The organism is Arthrobacter sp. TJ-265, assembly GCF_058269135.1.
This window is the reverse complement of sequence record NZ_JBZCND010000001.1, coordinates 1,811,537-1,825,530: the sequence shown is the minus strand read 5'-3', so window position 1 is coordinate 1,825,530 and position 13,994 is coordinate 1,811,537. Positions and strand designations below refer to the sequence as shown.

At 70.2% G+C, this 13,994-nt stretch carries 15 protein-coding genes and 1 tRNA gene; 15 read left to right on the top strand and 1 reads right to left on the bottom strand.

Features of this window, described 5'->3' with window-relative positions; genetic code table 11:
* Positions 1–176: 176 nt before the first annotated feature.
* The 11 genes from AC4D2E_RS08620 to AC4D2E_RS08570 all read left to right on the top strand — a co-directional run bounded on the left by AC4D2E_RS08620 (position 177) and on the right by AC4D2E_RS08570 (position 10,886).
* Positions 177–1,583: a cation:dicarboxylate symporter family transporter gene (locus tag AC4D2E_RS08620; RefSeq protein WP_490952345.1), complete on the top strand. Its 1,407-nt coding sequence runs from the start codon at positions 177–179 to the stop codon at positions 1,581–1,583.
* A gap of 277 nt (positions 1,584–1,860) precedes the next feature.
* Positions 1,861–2,748 carry a ParA family protein gene (locus AC4D2E_RS08615; RefSeq protein ID WP_104166541.1) on the top strand — a complete coding sequence of 296 codons (888 nt, stop codon included), beginning with the start codon at positions 1,861–1,863 and terminating at the stop codon, positions 2,746–2,748.
* Between the two features lie 39 nt (positions 2,749–2,787).
* A complete protein-coding gene (locus AC4D2E_RS08610) occupies positions 2,788–3,642 on the top strand; it encodes a segregation and condensation protein A (protein ID WP_490952288.1) in 855 nt (284 codons plus the stop codon).
* Positions 3,639–4,274: an SMC-Scp complex subunit ScpB gene (gene scpB / locus AC4D2E_RS08605; protein WP_490952287.1), complete on the top strand. Its 636-nt coding sequence runs from the start codon at positions 3,639–3,641 to the stop codon at positions 4,272–4,274. The genes AC4D2E_RS08610 and scpB overlap by 4 nt, the downstream gene beginning before the upstream one ends.
* A 27-nt stretch (positions 4,275–4,301) precedes the next feature.
* On the top strand, positions 4,302–5,624 hold the full coding sequence (locus tag AC4D2E_RS08600; RefSeq protein WP_490952286.1) for a pseudouridine synthase: 1,323 nt from the start codon (positions 4,302–4,304) through the stop codon (positions 5,622–5,624).
* 3 nt (positions 5,625–5,627) lie between these two features.
* A complete protein-coding gene (locus tag AC4D2E_RS08595) occupies positions 5,628–6,752 on the top strand; it encodes a prephenate dehydrogenase (RefSeq protein ID WP_490952285.1) in 1,125 nt (374 codons plus the stop codon).
* On the top strand, positions 6,752–7,504 hold the full coding sequence (cmk, locus tag AC4D2E_RS08590; RefSeq protein WP_490952284.1) for a (d)CMP kinase: 753 nt from the start codon (positions 6,752–6,754) through the stop codon (positions 7,502–7,504). Before AC4D2E_RS08595 ends, cmk begins: the two co-directional genes overlap by 1 nt.
* 91 nt (positions 7,505–7,595) lie before the next feature.
* On the top strand, positions 7,596–9,146 hold the full coding sequence (gene der, locus AC4D2E_RS08585; RefSeq protein WP_104164206.1) for a ribosome biogenesis GTPase Der: 1,551 nt from the start codon (positions 7,596–7,598) through the stop codon (positions 9,144–9,146).
* Between the two features lie 78 nt (positions 9,147–9,224).
* Positions 9,225–9,301: transfer RNA gene (locus AC4D2E_RS08580), tRNA-Pro, on the top strand.
* Positions 9,302–9,423: 122 nt separating this feature from the next.
* The gene (locus AC4D2E_RS08575) at positions 9,424–10,395 is read left to right on the top strand and encodes a hypothetical protein (RefSeq protein ID WP_490952283.1); all 972 of its coding nucleotides are present in this window, start codon (positions 9,424–9,426) and stop codon (positions 10,393–10,395) included.
* Positions 10,396–10,742: 347 nt separating this feature from the next.
* Positions 10,743–10,886 carry a hypothetical protein gene (locus AC4D2E_RS08570; protein WP_490952346.1) on the top strand — a complete coding sequence of 48 codons (144 nt, stop codon included), beginning with the start codon at positions 10,743–10,745 and terminating at the stop codon, positions 10,884–10,886.
* 21 nt (positions 10,887–10,907) lie between these two features.
* Here AC4D2E_RS08570 and AC4D2E_RS08565 read toward each other — a convergent pair whose 3' ends face one another.
* Positions 10,908–11,438: a flavodoxin family protein gene (locus AC4D2E_RS08565; protein WP_490952282.1), complete on the bottom strand. Its 531-nt coding sequence runs from the start codon at positions 11,436–11,438 to the stop codon at positions 10,908–10,910.
* Positions 11,439–11,675: 237 nt separating this feature from the next.
* Between AC4D2E_RS08565 and gcvH the strand changes: the two genes are divergently transcribed.
* The 4 genes from gcvH to AC4D2E_RS08545 all read left to right on the top strand — a co-directional run bounded on the left by gcvH (position 11,676) and on the right by AC4D2E_RS08545 (position 13,900).
* Positions 11,676–12,062: a glycine cleavage system protein GcvH gene (gcvH, locus tag AC4D2E_RS08560; RefSeq protein WP_490909037.1), complete on the top strand. Its 387-nt coding sequence runs from the start codon at positions 11,676–11,678 to the stop codon at positions 12,060–12,062.
* A 74-nt stretch (positions 12,063–12,136) separates the two neighbouring features.
* Positions 12,137–12,628 (top strand): FHA domain-containing protein, encoded by a 492-nt coding sequence (locus tag AC4D2E_RS08555; RefSeq protein ID WP_490952281.1) that lies wholly within the window; start codon positions 12,137–12,139, stop codon positions 12,626–12,628.
* 8 nt (positions 12,629–12,636) lie between these two features.
* Positions 12,637–13,386, top strand: coding sequence for a transcriptional regulator FtsR (gene ftsR / locus AC4D2E_RS08550; RefSeq protein ID WP_490909038.1), 750 nt, complete (start codon positions 12,637–12,639; stop codon positions 13,384–13,386).
* 10 nt (positions 13,387–13,396) lie between these two features.
* The gene (locus tag AC4D2E_RS08545; protein ID WP_490952280.1) at positions 13,397–13,900 is read left to right on the top strand and encodes a bifunctional nuclease family protein; all 504 of its coding nucleotides are present in this window, start codon (positions 13,397–13,399) and stop codon (positions 13,898–13,900) included.
* Positions 13,901–13,994 lie beyond the last annotated feature (94 nt).

The window sequence follows — 13,994 nt, the reverse complement described above, 5'->3', positions numbered from 1 at the left end:
CCCACGTCCCGCAGGCGTGACCAGTATGAACGCAATCGTGATCCGGGTCACTCGCGCAGGCACGATGGGGAGGAACGACTCAACACTACGCTTCCTGGCCAGACCCCCGCGGACGAAGAACGACCTTCCCCGCCGGCGCCGCCGGGCGGCCGACACCAAGGGAGAACAGCATGGCCATGGCGCCAGCGCGGTCCGACAGCGGACCAGCACAACCCCGCAAGCGGGTGGACAAGACCCACTTCCTGTACATCGCCGTCATCGCGGCCGTGATCCTCGGCGCGGTCCTCGGACTCGTCGCCCCGGAATTCGCGAAGGCCCTCAAGCCCCTCGGCACCGGATTCATCAACCTCATCAAGATGATGATCGCCCCGATCATCTTCTGCACCATCGTGCTCGGGGTCGGCTCGATCGCCAAGGCCGCGACCGTCGGCAAGGTGGGCGGACTGGCGCTCGGCTACTTCATGCTCATGTCGACCTTCGCGCTCGCGATCGGGCTCGTCGTCGGCAACCTCATCCAGCCCGGTGAGGGCCTGGACATCTCGTCCTCGACCTACGCGGTGCCCGAGTCCGCCGAGGGCGGCGAGGGCGGCACGGTCGGCTTCCTGCTCGGCATCATCCCCACGACCCTGCTGTCCGCGCTGACCGGCCCCAGCATCCTGCAGACGCTGTTCGTCGCCCTGCTCGTCGGCTTCGCCCTGCAGAAGATGGGGTCGGCCGGGAAGCCGATCCTCCGGGGCATCGGCCACATCCAGGCGCTGGTCTTCCGCATCCTCGTCATGATCATGTGGCTGGCGCCGATCGGTGCGTTCGGCGCCATCGCCGCCGTCGTGGGCGAGACCGGGGTGCAGGCGATCATCAGCATGGCCACCCTCATGGTCGCGTTCTACGTCACCTGCATCCTCTTCATCGTCGTCGTCCTGGGTGGCCTGCTGCGGCTCGTCACCGGCGTCAGCATCTTCAAGCTGATGAAGTACCTCGGCCGCGAGTACCTGCTGATCTTCAGCACCTCCTCCTCCGAGGCGGCCCTGCCCCGCCTGATCGCGAAGATGGAGCACCTCGGCGTCTCCAAGCCCGTCGTCGGCGTCACCGTACCCACCGGGTACTCCTTCAACCTCGACGGCACCGCCATCTACCTCACGATGGCCTCCCTGTTCGTCGCCGAAGCCATGGGCACGCCGCTCGCCCTCGGCGAGCAGATCTCGCTGCTCGTCTTCATGATCATCGCCTCCAAGGGCGCGGCGGGCGTGACCGGCGCCGGCCTGGCCACCCTCGCGGGCGGCCTGCAGTCGCACCGTCCCGACCTGGTGGACGGCGTCGGCCTCATCGTCGGTATCGACCGCTTCATGTCCGAGGCCCGCGCACTGACCAACTTCACCGGCAACGCCGTCGCGACCGTCCTCATCGGCACCTGGACCAGGGAGATCGACCGCGCCCGCGTCAACGAGGTCCTCGAGGGCCGCGAGCCCTTCGACGAGGCGACCATGAGCACCGACCACCGCTTCGACGACGCCGACGACGACGGCATCGAAGAGGCCTCGGCCGTCAGGACCGGCGCCGCGGTCAGCGCACCGACCGCGCGCTGACCGAGGGACGGCGGGAGCCACCCGCCGCGCAGTAACAGCACGAGAAGGACCGACGGCGACGCACCGGGTACCCCCGGTGCGTCGCCGTCGTCGTTCCGGGAGGGAACCCGTCCCCGCGGGAAGCTTCGACCTCAGGTTGAGGATCAAGGCTCGTCACCCCCGGACGTCGATCTTCACGGCGGCCGCCCTCGGCGTTGTACCGTTGACCTAGAGAAACGCGGCCCCGAGCGATCACGGGCCGGCCTGCACCGACATCGATGGAAGCGTGGAGACATACGTGAGTAGCGACCAGGGTTCAGCGACCCTGCCCAGCGCAGCGGACACGGACCTGGGGCCCACCGGCCGTCCAGTGACGGAGTTCCCGGAACCGAGGGTCCTGGATTCGCACGGCCCTGCGAGGGTCATCGCGATGGTGAACCAGAAGGGCGGGGTCGGCAAGACGACGTCCACCATCAACCTCGGCGCCGCGCTGGCCGAAGCGGGCCGCAAGGTCCTGCTGGTCGACTTCGATCCGCAGGGGGCGCTCTCCGCCGGCCTGGGCACCAACCCGCACGAGCTCGACGTCACCGTCTACAACGTCCTCATGGACCGCAAGGTCTCCATCCAGGACGCCATCCAGCACACCGCGATCGAGAACATCGACCTGCTGCCCGCCAACATCGACCTCTCCGCCGCCGAGGTGCAGCTCGTCAACGAGGTGGCACGCGAGCAGGTCCTCGACCGCGCGCTGCGCAAGGTCTCGGACGACTATGACGTCATCCTGATCGACTGCCAGCCCTCGCTGGGGCTCCTCACCGTGAACGCGCTCACCGCGGCGCACGGCGTCATCATTCCGCTGATCTGCGAGTTCTTCGCGCTGCGCGCCGTCGCCCTGCTGGTCGAGACCATCGAGAAGGTGCAGGACCGCCTGAACCCGCGCCTGCAGATCGACGGCGTGCTAGCCACCATGTACGACGCCCGCACGCTCCACAGCCGCGAGGTCATCGCGCGCCTCGTCGAGGCGTTCGGCGACAAGGTCTTCGAGACCGTCATCAAGCGCACCATCAAGTTCGCCGACGCGACCGTGGCGGCGGAGCCCATCACGTCCTACGCGGCCAACCACTCCGGCGCGGACGCCTACCGCAGCCTCGCCAAGGAGCTCATCAGCAGGGGCGGAGCACCCTAGTGCAGGTCCCCACCGGATCCTTCCGGTCCCGCTAGGGTGGTGCGCGTGGCGGTCGCCCCGGCGGTCGAGAAGCCGGCGGAGGCCGGAGCCCGCCAGGTCTTCGAGGTGCAGCTGACCAACTTCAGCGGGCCCTTCGACCTGCTGCTGAATCTCATCTCCCGGCGTGAGCTCGATATCACCGAGATCGCCCTGGCCCAGGTCACGGACGAGTTCATCGCCCACATCCGCCGCATCCAGGCCGCCGAGGGGGAGTGGAAGCTCGACGAGGCGAGTGAGTTCCTGGTGGTCGCGGCGACCCTCCTGGACCTGAAGGCGGCACGCCTGCTGCCGGCCGGCGCCGTCGAGGACGCGGAGGACGTCGCGCTCCTGGAGGCGCGGGACCTGCTGTTCGCCCGGCTCCTGCAGTACCGGGCCTTCAAGGAAATGGCCCGGCACCTCGCGGCCCGCCTCGAGGAGGAGGACGCCCGCCACCCGCGCGACGTGCCGCTCGAGCCGCACTTCACCCGCCTCCTCCCGGAACTCCTCTGGCGGCACTCCCCCGAGGAGTTCGCAGCCATCGCCGCAAAGGTACTCGCGCCGCGCGAGGAACAGCCCGCCGCGGCGGGCATCGGGCATCTGCATGCGCCGACGGTCAGCGTGGGCGAGCAGGCCCTGCTCCTGCAGGAACTCCTGCAAGGCCGGGGAGCGCTGTCCTTCCGCCACCTCACCGAGGACGCGGCGTCCCGGCTGGTGCTCGTGGCGAGATTCCTCGCCCTGCTCGACCTGTTCCGGGACGGCGCCGTCTCCTTCGAGCAGGCGGCCCCCCTGTCCGAGCTCGTCGTGCGGTGGACCGCCGAGGACGAGCGGTGGACGGCCGAGGCGGACGAGGACGACGACGAGAGGGGTGCGGCATGAGCGAGGAAGCCGCTCCCGACGGGCGGGAACTTCCCGTCGAGGAACTGCCCGGCGGGCTGCGGGCGGCGGTGGAAGCGATCCTCATGGTCGCGGACCGGCCCGTCACCGACGAGCAGGTCGCGGCGGCCCTCGACCGGCCGGCCGGGCAGGTGAACGCGGTGCTGGTGGACCTGCAGCGGGAGTATGACGGCTATACTGGGTCAGGCTCCCAGGGCGCCGAACACTCCGTGCCGCGTGGTTTCGAACTCAGGAACATCGCCGGCGGGTGGCGCATCTTCTCGCGGAAGCGCTTCGCGTCCGTCGTCGCAGACTTCGTGCTCGACGGCCAATCAGCCAGGTTGTCGCAGGCGGCGCTCGAGACCCTGGCGGTCATCGCGTACCGCCAGCCCGTGTCCCGTGCCCGGGTTTCCGCGATCCGGGGCGTCAATGTCGATTCCGTGGTCCGCACGCTGCTGCAGCGCGGGCTGGTTGTCGAGCTCGAGACCGATCCCGAGACCGGTGCCGTCCTTTATGGGACCACTGCCCTGTTTCTGGAAAGATTGGGGCTGGGCAGCGTCGACGAACTGCCCCGGATCGCTCCCCATCTGCCGGGCCTCGAGAGCCTTGGGGAGTATGACGAAACGACGTACTGAGCACGACCGACGAGAAGGACTTTCTACATGACACAGCAGCCAGGATCCGGTTCCGGACGCAATACGCCGCGCCGCGGCGGGTCGACCGGGCGCCCATCCGACGCTGCCCGCGCCAGGAAGTCCGCCCCCCGTACCGGGTCGGCGCAGGGCGGCGGACGCTCCGGTGAGGGCCGTCCCTTCCAGGAGCGTTCCGACCGGGGCGGACGTCCGGGTGAGGGCCGCCCCTCCAGGGACGACACCCGCTCCTCCGGAGGCCGCCCCTCCAGGGACGACACCCGATCCTCCGGAGGCCGCCCCTCCGGCGCGGGCGACCGCCGCGAATCGACTGATCGTCGCGAATCCGCCGACGGACGCGCCCGGTCTGCCGCGGGCCGACCCTCCGCAGGCACCCCCTCGAGCCGCTTCGGGACGAAAGCAGGAGGGCGTGCAGGCAGCAAGCCCGGCCGCCCCGGCGCCGCGACCGGCGGACGCCCGGGCGAGCCGAAGAGTGCTGCGCGCCAGAAGCCTGCCGGCGCCAAGCCCTTCGGGCGCGAGCGTTTCGGGCAGAACCTCGGACCGGTGCGCGCAGCCAGGCCCAAGCGCTCCGGCCGTCCCGCCGACGAGATCGACGTGCACAACCCGGAGGGCGTGCGCCTGCAGAAGGTCATGGCCCTCGCCGGCGTCGCCTCGCGCCGTGTCTGCGAGGAGATGATCCTCGACGGCCGCGTCGAGGTGGACGGCACCGTCGTCACCGAACTCGGGGTCCGTGTCGACGCCGCGCAGGTCGCCATCCACGTGGACGGCATCCGCCTGCAGCTCGACGAGAACCTCAAGTACTACGTCTTCAACAAGCCCCGCGGCGTCGTCTCCACCATGGAGGACCCCGAGGGCCGTCCGTGCATCAGCGACTTCCTGAAGAACAAGAAGAAGAACGAGCGGCTGTTCCACGTAGGCCGCCTGGACGCCGAGACCGAGGGCCTGCTCCTGCTCACGAACGACGGCGAACTCACCAACCGCCTCACCCACCCCTCCTACGAGGTCCCGAAGACCTACCTCGTGCAGGTCCGGGGCCCGATGGGTCAGGGCATCGGAGCGCAGATGAAGGCGGGCATCGAACTCGAGGACGGCGTCGCGAAGGTCGACTCCTTCAAGCTCGTCGACTCGACGCCCGGCCACATCCTCGTCGAGGTCGTCCTGCACTCGGGCCGCAACCGTGTGGTCCGCCGGCTCTTCGACGCGGTCGGCCACCCCGTCGAGCGCCTCGTCCGCACCCAGCTCGGCCCCATCCGCGTGGGCGACCAGCGCCAGGGCAGCATCCGCGTGCTCGGACGCCAGGAGGTCGGGCACCTGCTGGCATCGGTGGGCCTCTAGACCATGACCATCCGCACGGAGCAGGGCACGCACCTCGCCGGACCGGTCCTCGTCGTCGGGGCCGGCCTGCTGGGTGCCAGCATCGGGCTGGGCCTGCGCGCCCGCGGGCTCGACGTCGTCCTGTCCGACAGCTCGCCCTCCACCGAGGCCGTCGCCCGCGACATCGGGGCCGGCCGGCTCCTCGCGGAGTCGCAGGCCGCGGGGGAGCGGCTAACCCCGGAACTCGTCGTCGTCGCGACTCCTCCCGACGTCACCGCGCGGGTCGTGGCGGCCGCGCTCCGGGACTACCCCGACGCCGTCGTCCTGGACATCTGCAGCGTGAAGGAAGCGATCCTGCGCGAGCTCGAAGCGACGCCGGACGCCGCAGCGCACCTCTCACGGTACGTGGGGACGCACCCGATGGCCGGCCGCGAGACGTCCGGGCCCGTCGCGGCCCGCGCGGAGCTGTTCACCGGTGCGCCCTGGGTGCTCTGCGGCGCCGAGAGTTCCGCCGAGGCCGTCCTGTGCGCCGAACGGCTCGCCGTCGACCTCGGGGCCGTACCGGCGAGGATGACCGTCGAGGAGCACGACCAGGCCGTCGCGCTCATCTCCCATCTCCCGCAGGTGGTGTCCTCGCTCGTGGCGAGCAGGCTTCAGGACTCGCCCGTCCGGGCGCTCTCGCTCGCGGGCAACGGGTTGCGGGACGTGACGCGCATCGCGGCGAGCGACCCCCGCCTGTGGGTGCAGATCCTCTCCGCCAACGCCGGCCGTCTCGTCGAGATCCTGTACGGCGTCCGTGAGGACCTGAACCGCCTGATCAGTACCCTCGAGGATCCGACGGGCGGCGGCTCACGCCTCGACATGGCCCAGCTGATGTCCGAGGGGAACGCGGGCCAGGCACGCGTGCCCGGGAAGCACGGCACGCCGCCGAACTCCTTCGCACGCCTGACGGTGCTCGTCGACGACGTGCCCGGGCAGATCGCGAAGCTCCTGACCGAGATCGGCCTCACCGGCATCAATGTCGAGGATTTCCGCCTCGAACACTCTCCCGGCCGTGAAGTGGGCCTCGCCGAACTCTCGGTGATCCCCGGCAAGCGACTAGAACTGACGGAGTCCCTCACGCAGCGGGGCTGGAAGGTAGTGCAGTGATGCAGGTTTCAGCAGTCCAGGCGCCCATCGCGCCCGGGCCGGAGGGCGAGTCCGCGCCGTCCAGTCCGTATTCGGGTTTCCGGCTCGGGAAGTCCCTCGTCGTCGCGATCGACGGTCCCTCGGGCTCCGGCAAGTCGAGCGTCAGCCGGGAAGTGGCACGGCGGCTCCGCGCCGCGTACCTCGACACCGGGGCGATGTACCGCGCCGTCACGCTCCACTGCGTCGCGCAGGGGATCGACCTCGAGAACGGTGCCGCGGTCGAGGCGGCGGCGCGGGACATCGAGCTGTTCATCAGCACCAGCCCGGACCACGAGTCCGTGACCATCGCCGGTGACGACGTCACGGCCGCCATCCGGGAGCCCGAGGTCTCGTCGGCGGTGAGCGCCGTCGCGACGACCATGGGGGCCAGGGCCGAGCTGATCCGGCGCCAGCGCGCGCTGATCGCCGGTGCAAGCCACCGCATCGTCGCCGAGGGGCGGGACATCACCACCGTCGTCGCCCCCGACGCCGAGGTGCGCATCCTCCTCACCGCGAGCGAAGAGGCGCGTCTGCGTCGCCGTGGGGACCAGCTCGGCGGCACCCAGACCGACGCCCAGCTGAAGCGGCAGGTCACCGACCGGGACGCCCGGGACTCGACCGTCGTCGACTTCCACCAGGCGGCGGACGGGGTCGTCACCCTCGACTCCTCGGACCTCGACTTCGAACAGACCGTGGACGCGGTCCTCGGCATCGTGCGCACGGTGGCGCACTGACCGTCCCGCGACGGACCACCGCCAGACCTCGGGCGCGAGCCCACCAGGATTGCCGTCGGGAGACGGCGAACACCAACCGAAGGAATACCAGATGAGCGAGAACCTTTCGCCGGACGAGCAGGGCCCCGGAGCCGACGAGGACTACGAGCCGAGCGGCGAGGACCAGGTCGGCGCACTGCTCGACACCCTCGACGACGCCGAGGCGGAGCAGCGCGCCGCCTCCCTCCGTGCGGGCCTCGAGGACTACGAGCTCGACGACGAGGACGCCGCGCTCCTGGACCGCCGGCACGAGGACTTCGACGAGGAGGCGGAGGGCCGGCTCAATCCCGTGCTCGCCATCGTCGGCCGCCCGAACGTCGGCAAGTCCACGCTCGTCAACCGCATCCTGGGACGCCGTGAGGCCGTCGTCGAGGACACGCCCGGCGTGACCCGCGACCGCGTCTCCTACCCGGCCCAGTGGTCCGGGCGGAACTTCACCCTCGTCGACACGGGCGGGTGGGAGCAGGACGCCAAGGGCATCGCCGCGCGCGTCGCCGACCAGGCGGAGATCGCCGTCGACATGGCGGACGCCGTCCTGTTCGTCGTCGACGCCACCGTCGGCGCCACCGCGACCGACGAGGCCGTGGTGCGCATGCTGCGGCGCAAGAACAGGCCCGTGATCCTCGTGGCCAACAAGGTGGACGACATCCAGAACGAGGCCGACGCCTCCGTGCTGTGGGGGCTCGGCTTCGGGCAGCCCTGGCCGGTGTCAGCGCTTCACGGCCGCGGCACCGCCGACATGCTCGACCAGGTCAACGAGATCCTGCCGGAGTTCTCCGAGCACGGCGGCATCGAACGCTCGGGCGGGCCCCGCCGCATCGCGCTGATCGGTCGGCCCAACGTGGGCAAGTCCTCGCTGCTGAACAAGCTCGCAGGATCCGACCGCGTCGTCGTCGACCCGCTCGCCGGGACCACGCGGGACCCCGTGGACGAGATGATCGAGCTCGGTGGGCGCACCTGGCGTTTCGTCGACACCGCGGGCATCCGCCGCCGCGTCCACATGCAGCAGGGCGCCGACTTCTACGCCTCCCTGCGCACCCAGTCCGCGCTGGAGAAGGCCGAGGTCGCCGTCGTGCTCCTCGCCGTGGACGAGGTGCTCAGTGAGCAGGACATCCGCATCCTGAACCTGGCCATCGAGTCCGGCCGCGCGATCGTGCTGGCCTTCAACAAGTGGGACCTGCTCGACGACGAACGCCGCCGCTACCTCGAGCGCGAGATCGACCAGGACCTGGCCCACGTGGACTGGGCCCCGCGCGTGAACATCTCGGCGCTCACCGGCTGGCACAAGGACCGCCTCGTCCCCGCCCTCGACGTAGCCCTCGAGTCCTGGGACCGCCGTATCCCCACAGGCCGCCTCAACGCGTTCCTCGGGGAACTCGTGGCCGCCCACCCGCACCCCGTGCGCGGCGGCAAGCAGCCCCGCATCCTCTTCGGCACCCAGGCCTCGAGCCGCCCACCGAGGTTCGTGCTGTTCACCACGGGCTTCCTGGACCCCGGCTACCGCCGTTTCATCACGCGCCGCCTGCGGGAGACGTTCGGCTTCGAGGGCACGCCCATCGAGGTCAGCATGCGCGTCCGCGAGAAGCGCAGCCGCAAGCGCTGACCCCCTCCGCCGGTGTGCGGTTCCGCTGCCGGATGCTGTAGTGTTATCCGAGTGGTTTGGCCTGCTGGACGGGCCGTTCGGGATGTGGCGCAGCTTGGTAGCGCACTTGACTGGGGGTCAAGGGGTCGCAGGTTCAAATCCTGTCATCCCGACCATATGATGTCCTCCGACATCGGCCACGGAACGCCTTCCTTCGGGAGGGCGTTTCGTGTTTCCCGGCTCTTCCACGGGACTCTCGGCCCTAGGCGGGTCCCGCGGCGCGGGCGAGGATCGACGGGTGAACAGCGATCAGCCGCCCGCCGTCGCCGGAGGAGTCCGACCGGACGAGGCCTCCGCCCACACAATCGCTACGCCGTCGGGTCGACGGCCGGGTCCGGATCTCCTCCAGAACGACACGGGGGGCACCCCTCCGTTGCGTCCGGGGGCCGCACACGGTCTGTCCGCCGCGCTGGGGGCGGCGACACTGCTCGCCGCCTCCGCGTCCTTCTTCGTCCCCGGGGTGCTGGAGGGGCCCGCCGTGACGCGGGGAAACCTGCGCGGAACGGCACTCGTGCTGATGGTCCTCGCCGTCCCGCTGCTCTTCGCCTCGATGTCCTTCGCGGCGAGGAACTCCGCCCGGGCCCTCGTGGTGTGGCTGGGGGTGGTGGCCTACATCATCTACCAGGCCGTGCTGTTCCTGTTCGGTACTCCCTTCAACAGCCTGTTCCTCGTCTACGTGGCCATGCTGTCGCTCGCACTCTGGTCCGCGGCGGACCTGATGCGGCAGATCGATCTGGGGGAGTTCAGTGCCCGCTTCGACGAACGCCTGCCCGCACGCGGCATCGCGACGTACGCGTTCGTCATCGCAGCCCTCAACGCGCTGGTCTGGTTGCGGACGATCGTCCCCGCGATGCTCAGCGATGCCCCGCACGCATTCCTCGACGGGTCGGGCATGACGACCAACCCCGTCTTCGTCCAGGATCTGGCCGTCTGGCTTCCGCTCCTGATGGTCGCCGCGTGGTGGCTGTGGAAGGCTCGCCCGCTCGGTCGGCTCATCGTCGGTGCGCTGCTCGTCCTGCTGGTGGTCGAGGGCATCGGCGTGGCCACCGACCAGTGGTTCGGTGCGGTCGCGGACCCCGATACGCCGTTCGCGTCGATGGCCGCGGTCCCCCTGTTCGCAGCTCTGGCCGTGATCGGCATGGTGCCGCTGCTCGTGTACCTCCGCCATCTGGAGGCGGGTGGCCGGGAGGCCTCCCGGTCCACACGGTGACCCTGACCCCGGCCGGGGAGCGGCTGGCTGCGGTCGACGAGGCCAATCTCGTCCTGGACCACGCCAGGCAGGCCAACGTGTTCCCCGTCGCCGGATCTCGATTATCACCTCCGGCTCGTGGACGCCGTGACGGGACCGGCCGGGCTCGCAGGGGGCGGTGGCGATCGTGCAGCGCCCGTGTCCGTCCCGGTGGCGCTGCAGCGTCGGGGACCATCGGGCAACCACGTCGGTGTCATGCTCGTGCACCTGCCGCTCGGCGAGCCCGATCCGGTGGAGCGCCTGCGCTTCGTCGCCGCCCGGACCCGCACCGAGAAGGTGCGGCACGGCAGCAGGGCGCACTCGAGTCCATGCGCGGGCTGCTCGGTGCGCGGGTCCTGCGCTGCAGTGTCCACTTCGACGCGACGGGCGTGCCCGGAGCCGTGTTCGCACGAGGCATGGGGGAGGAGTTCGAACGCCGCACCGGGCGTCCTGCGACCGACCGCCCCGGCTGAGAAGCATTGCCCGACGCCGGATCACTCCCGGCGGGACGCCACCGGGACGAGCGACAGTGCCCAGTCGCGGGCGCGCTGCTGTTCTCCCCGGAGGAGATGACTGCTGGAATCGACGAGGAAGTCCTGGTGGGCGTCGAGGACGAGATCCCTGCGGTGGAGCTGTCGCCGGATCACGGCCGTGGCATCGCCGGCGAAGATGCGCGGGATGTCCGCACGCGTCGAGAACGCCGCGAAGCGCGGCTCCGAAGCTGCCAGGGTCATGCGCTCCAGCCACTCCCGGATGCCGGGCTCCAGGGCATCCGCCTCGAGCATGAGGCCCTGGGTCGGGTCGTCGGCCCAGGTGGCGGCCTCCTGCCGTGATGACGGTTGCGGGAGGGTGTGTGCGTGGGTCGGCGCACCGATGACGACGAGGTCGTACCCGGACAGCTGCACCGGGGCCTCGGCGGCGGTCGACACCGCGACGCCCCCGGTGGACCGGAGGGCGTCGGCGACGGCCTCGGCGATCATCCGGGTGCTGCCGAACATCGATTCGTACACGACCAGTGTGTTCATCTCCCGCACCTTTCCTCGGTCTGCGCAGAACAGTCTGCGCCGGCGGCCGGGACCCCAGAAGGGTCCAACGTCCTGTCGCAGCGCCGATCGGGTGACCCGATGCCCTGCCTGCAGGCTCCGCCCGGGCACGATGAGAGGCGCGTCACGGTGTGGCGCGTTGTGCCTATACTCGACCAGTACTTGTACCGGGCGGCGCCCCGCGCGGCCGCCGCTCCAGCCCGCGTCCGAAAGGCAACCATGAGCAACATCCCAGACGGCCTCTACTACACCGCGGAGCACGAGTGGATCAGTGAGCCGGCTGTCGACGGCACGGTCCGGGTTGGCATCACCGACTTCGCGCAGGACGCCCTGGGGGATGTCGTCTACGTACAGATGCCCGAGCCCGGGACCGGCGTGACCGGCTCGGACGTCATCGGCGAGGTCGAGTCCACCAAGAGCGTCAGCGACATCTACGCCCCGGTGACGGGTGAGATCGTGGCGCGCAACGAGGCCCTCGACGACGACCCCTCCCTGATCAACTCCGACCCCTACGGTGAAGGTTGGCTGCTCGAGATCAAGGTCGCGGACCCCGGGGTGGTCCAGGGCCTGCTGAGTTCAGCCGACTACTCGCAGCAGGTAGGCTAGATCCACCTCGCAAAGGCAGGGACGGTATGGTCGGCGTCACGCCGGGCCACCGTGCAGTAGGTGGAGGAAAGACCATGGTGCCCGACGTGAATCCAGCCGGAAACGGAGAAGAGCCGAACATGACGTCTCCTGAGACAACGACCATCGGTCTGCCCCCGCAGGTCGAGGTGACCGAACTGGAATGGCATTTGACGCGCGAAGAGCAGGCATCCGTCGCGGCCCTGCCCGCGGGCTCGGCCCTGCTGATCGCCCACTCCGGCCCCAACGCCGGTGCACGGTTCCTGCTGGACGAGGACGTCACGAAGGCCGGCCGCCACCCCAACGCCGACATCTTCCTCGACGACGTGACGGTCTCACGCCAGCACGCCGAGTTCCGCCGTACCGAGAACGGTTTCATGGTCGTGGACACGCGCAGCCTCAACGGGACGTACGTCAACAACGACCGCGTGGACAGTGTGGCACTGCGCAACGGCAACGAGGTGCAGATCGGCAAGTTCCGCCTGACCTTCTACGCGGCGCGTACCGTTTCGGGCCGGGGCGGCCGACACACGACAGCGCAGGCGTAGTCCGCTCCATGCCCGTCTCCCAACCCGCCCGGCATCCGGCCGGCGTCGTCCCCGGTTCCTCCGGCAGCGGTGTCCGCAACATCGGCGAGGTCCTGCGTGAGCTGGCCGAGGAGTTCCCCCAGGTCACGGCGTCGAAGATCCGGTTCCTCGAGGAGAAGGGCCTGATCTCCCCGCAGCGCACACGGGCCGGGTACCGGAAATACGCGTCGCACGACGTCGAGCGCCTCCGGTTCGTGCTGGCCCTCCAGCGCGACCAGTACCTGCCCCTCAAGGTGATCAAGGACTACGTCGACGCCATCGATCGCGGGGAGCGTCCGGAGTCCCTGCCCGGCGGGATGACCCTCGCGCCGCGCGTCGTCTCCGACCAGCTCTCCCGCGAACTGCAGGGGCACGCGCGGCGCCTCACCGCGGAGACACTGGCCGCGGAAGCGGGAGCGCCGCGCCGGCTGGTCGACGACCTCGTGAGCTTCGGCCTGATCACGGCCGTCGACAACCGTTTCGACGAGCACGCCCTGAAGATCACGAAGGCCTGCGTGCAGCTCGAGGGCCACGGCATCGAGCCCCGCCACCTGCGGCCCTTCCGCGCCGCCGCGGACCGCGAGCTGGGGCTCGTCGAGACCGTCGTCGCCCCCATGGCCTCGCGCAGGGATGTAGCCTCGAAGGCACGCGCAGCGGAGACCGCACGCGAGATCAGCGAACTCTGCCTCGGCCTCCACAGTGCCCTGGTGCACAGCCACATCGCCCGGATGGACAGTTAGGCGGCTTCCCGTGATCGAAGTAGAAGTGGTCGGCGTGCGGATCGAGCTGCCGTCCAACCAGCCGCTGGTCCTCCTGCGCGAGAGCGCCGGGGAGCGACACCTGCCCATCTGGATCGGCGCCCCCGAGGCCAGCGCCATCGCCTTCGTGCAGCAGGGGATCGTCCCGCCGCGGCCCATGACGCACGACCTGCTCGTCGACGTCGTCACCGCCGTGGGGAGGCAGATCACCGAAGTGCGCATCACCTCGGTGCAGGACACCGTCTACCACGCGGAGCTCGTCTTCGATGACGGTGTGACGGTCGGTTCGCGGGCGTCGGACGCCCTGGCCATCGCGCTGCGCGTGCCCTGCCCCATCTTCTGCGCGGACGAGGTGCTGGCCGTGGCCGGCGTCGAGATCGCCGAGGCGGACGCCGAGGAGCCGGGGGACGGCGGGACGGAGGAGACGGCCGAGAAGGAGGTCCTCCAGTTCCGGGAGTTCCTCGCGGACGTGGAGCCCGAGGACTTCGAACGGTGAGTTCCCGGACCGCGGAACCGGCTGCTCCGGCGGCGTTCCGCGGGCCGCCGACGACACGGTGATTCTTGAGGCGCATCGTCTTTGACCTTGCCCC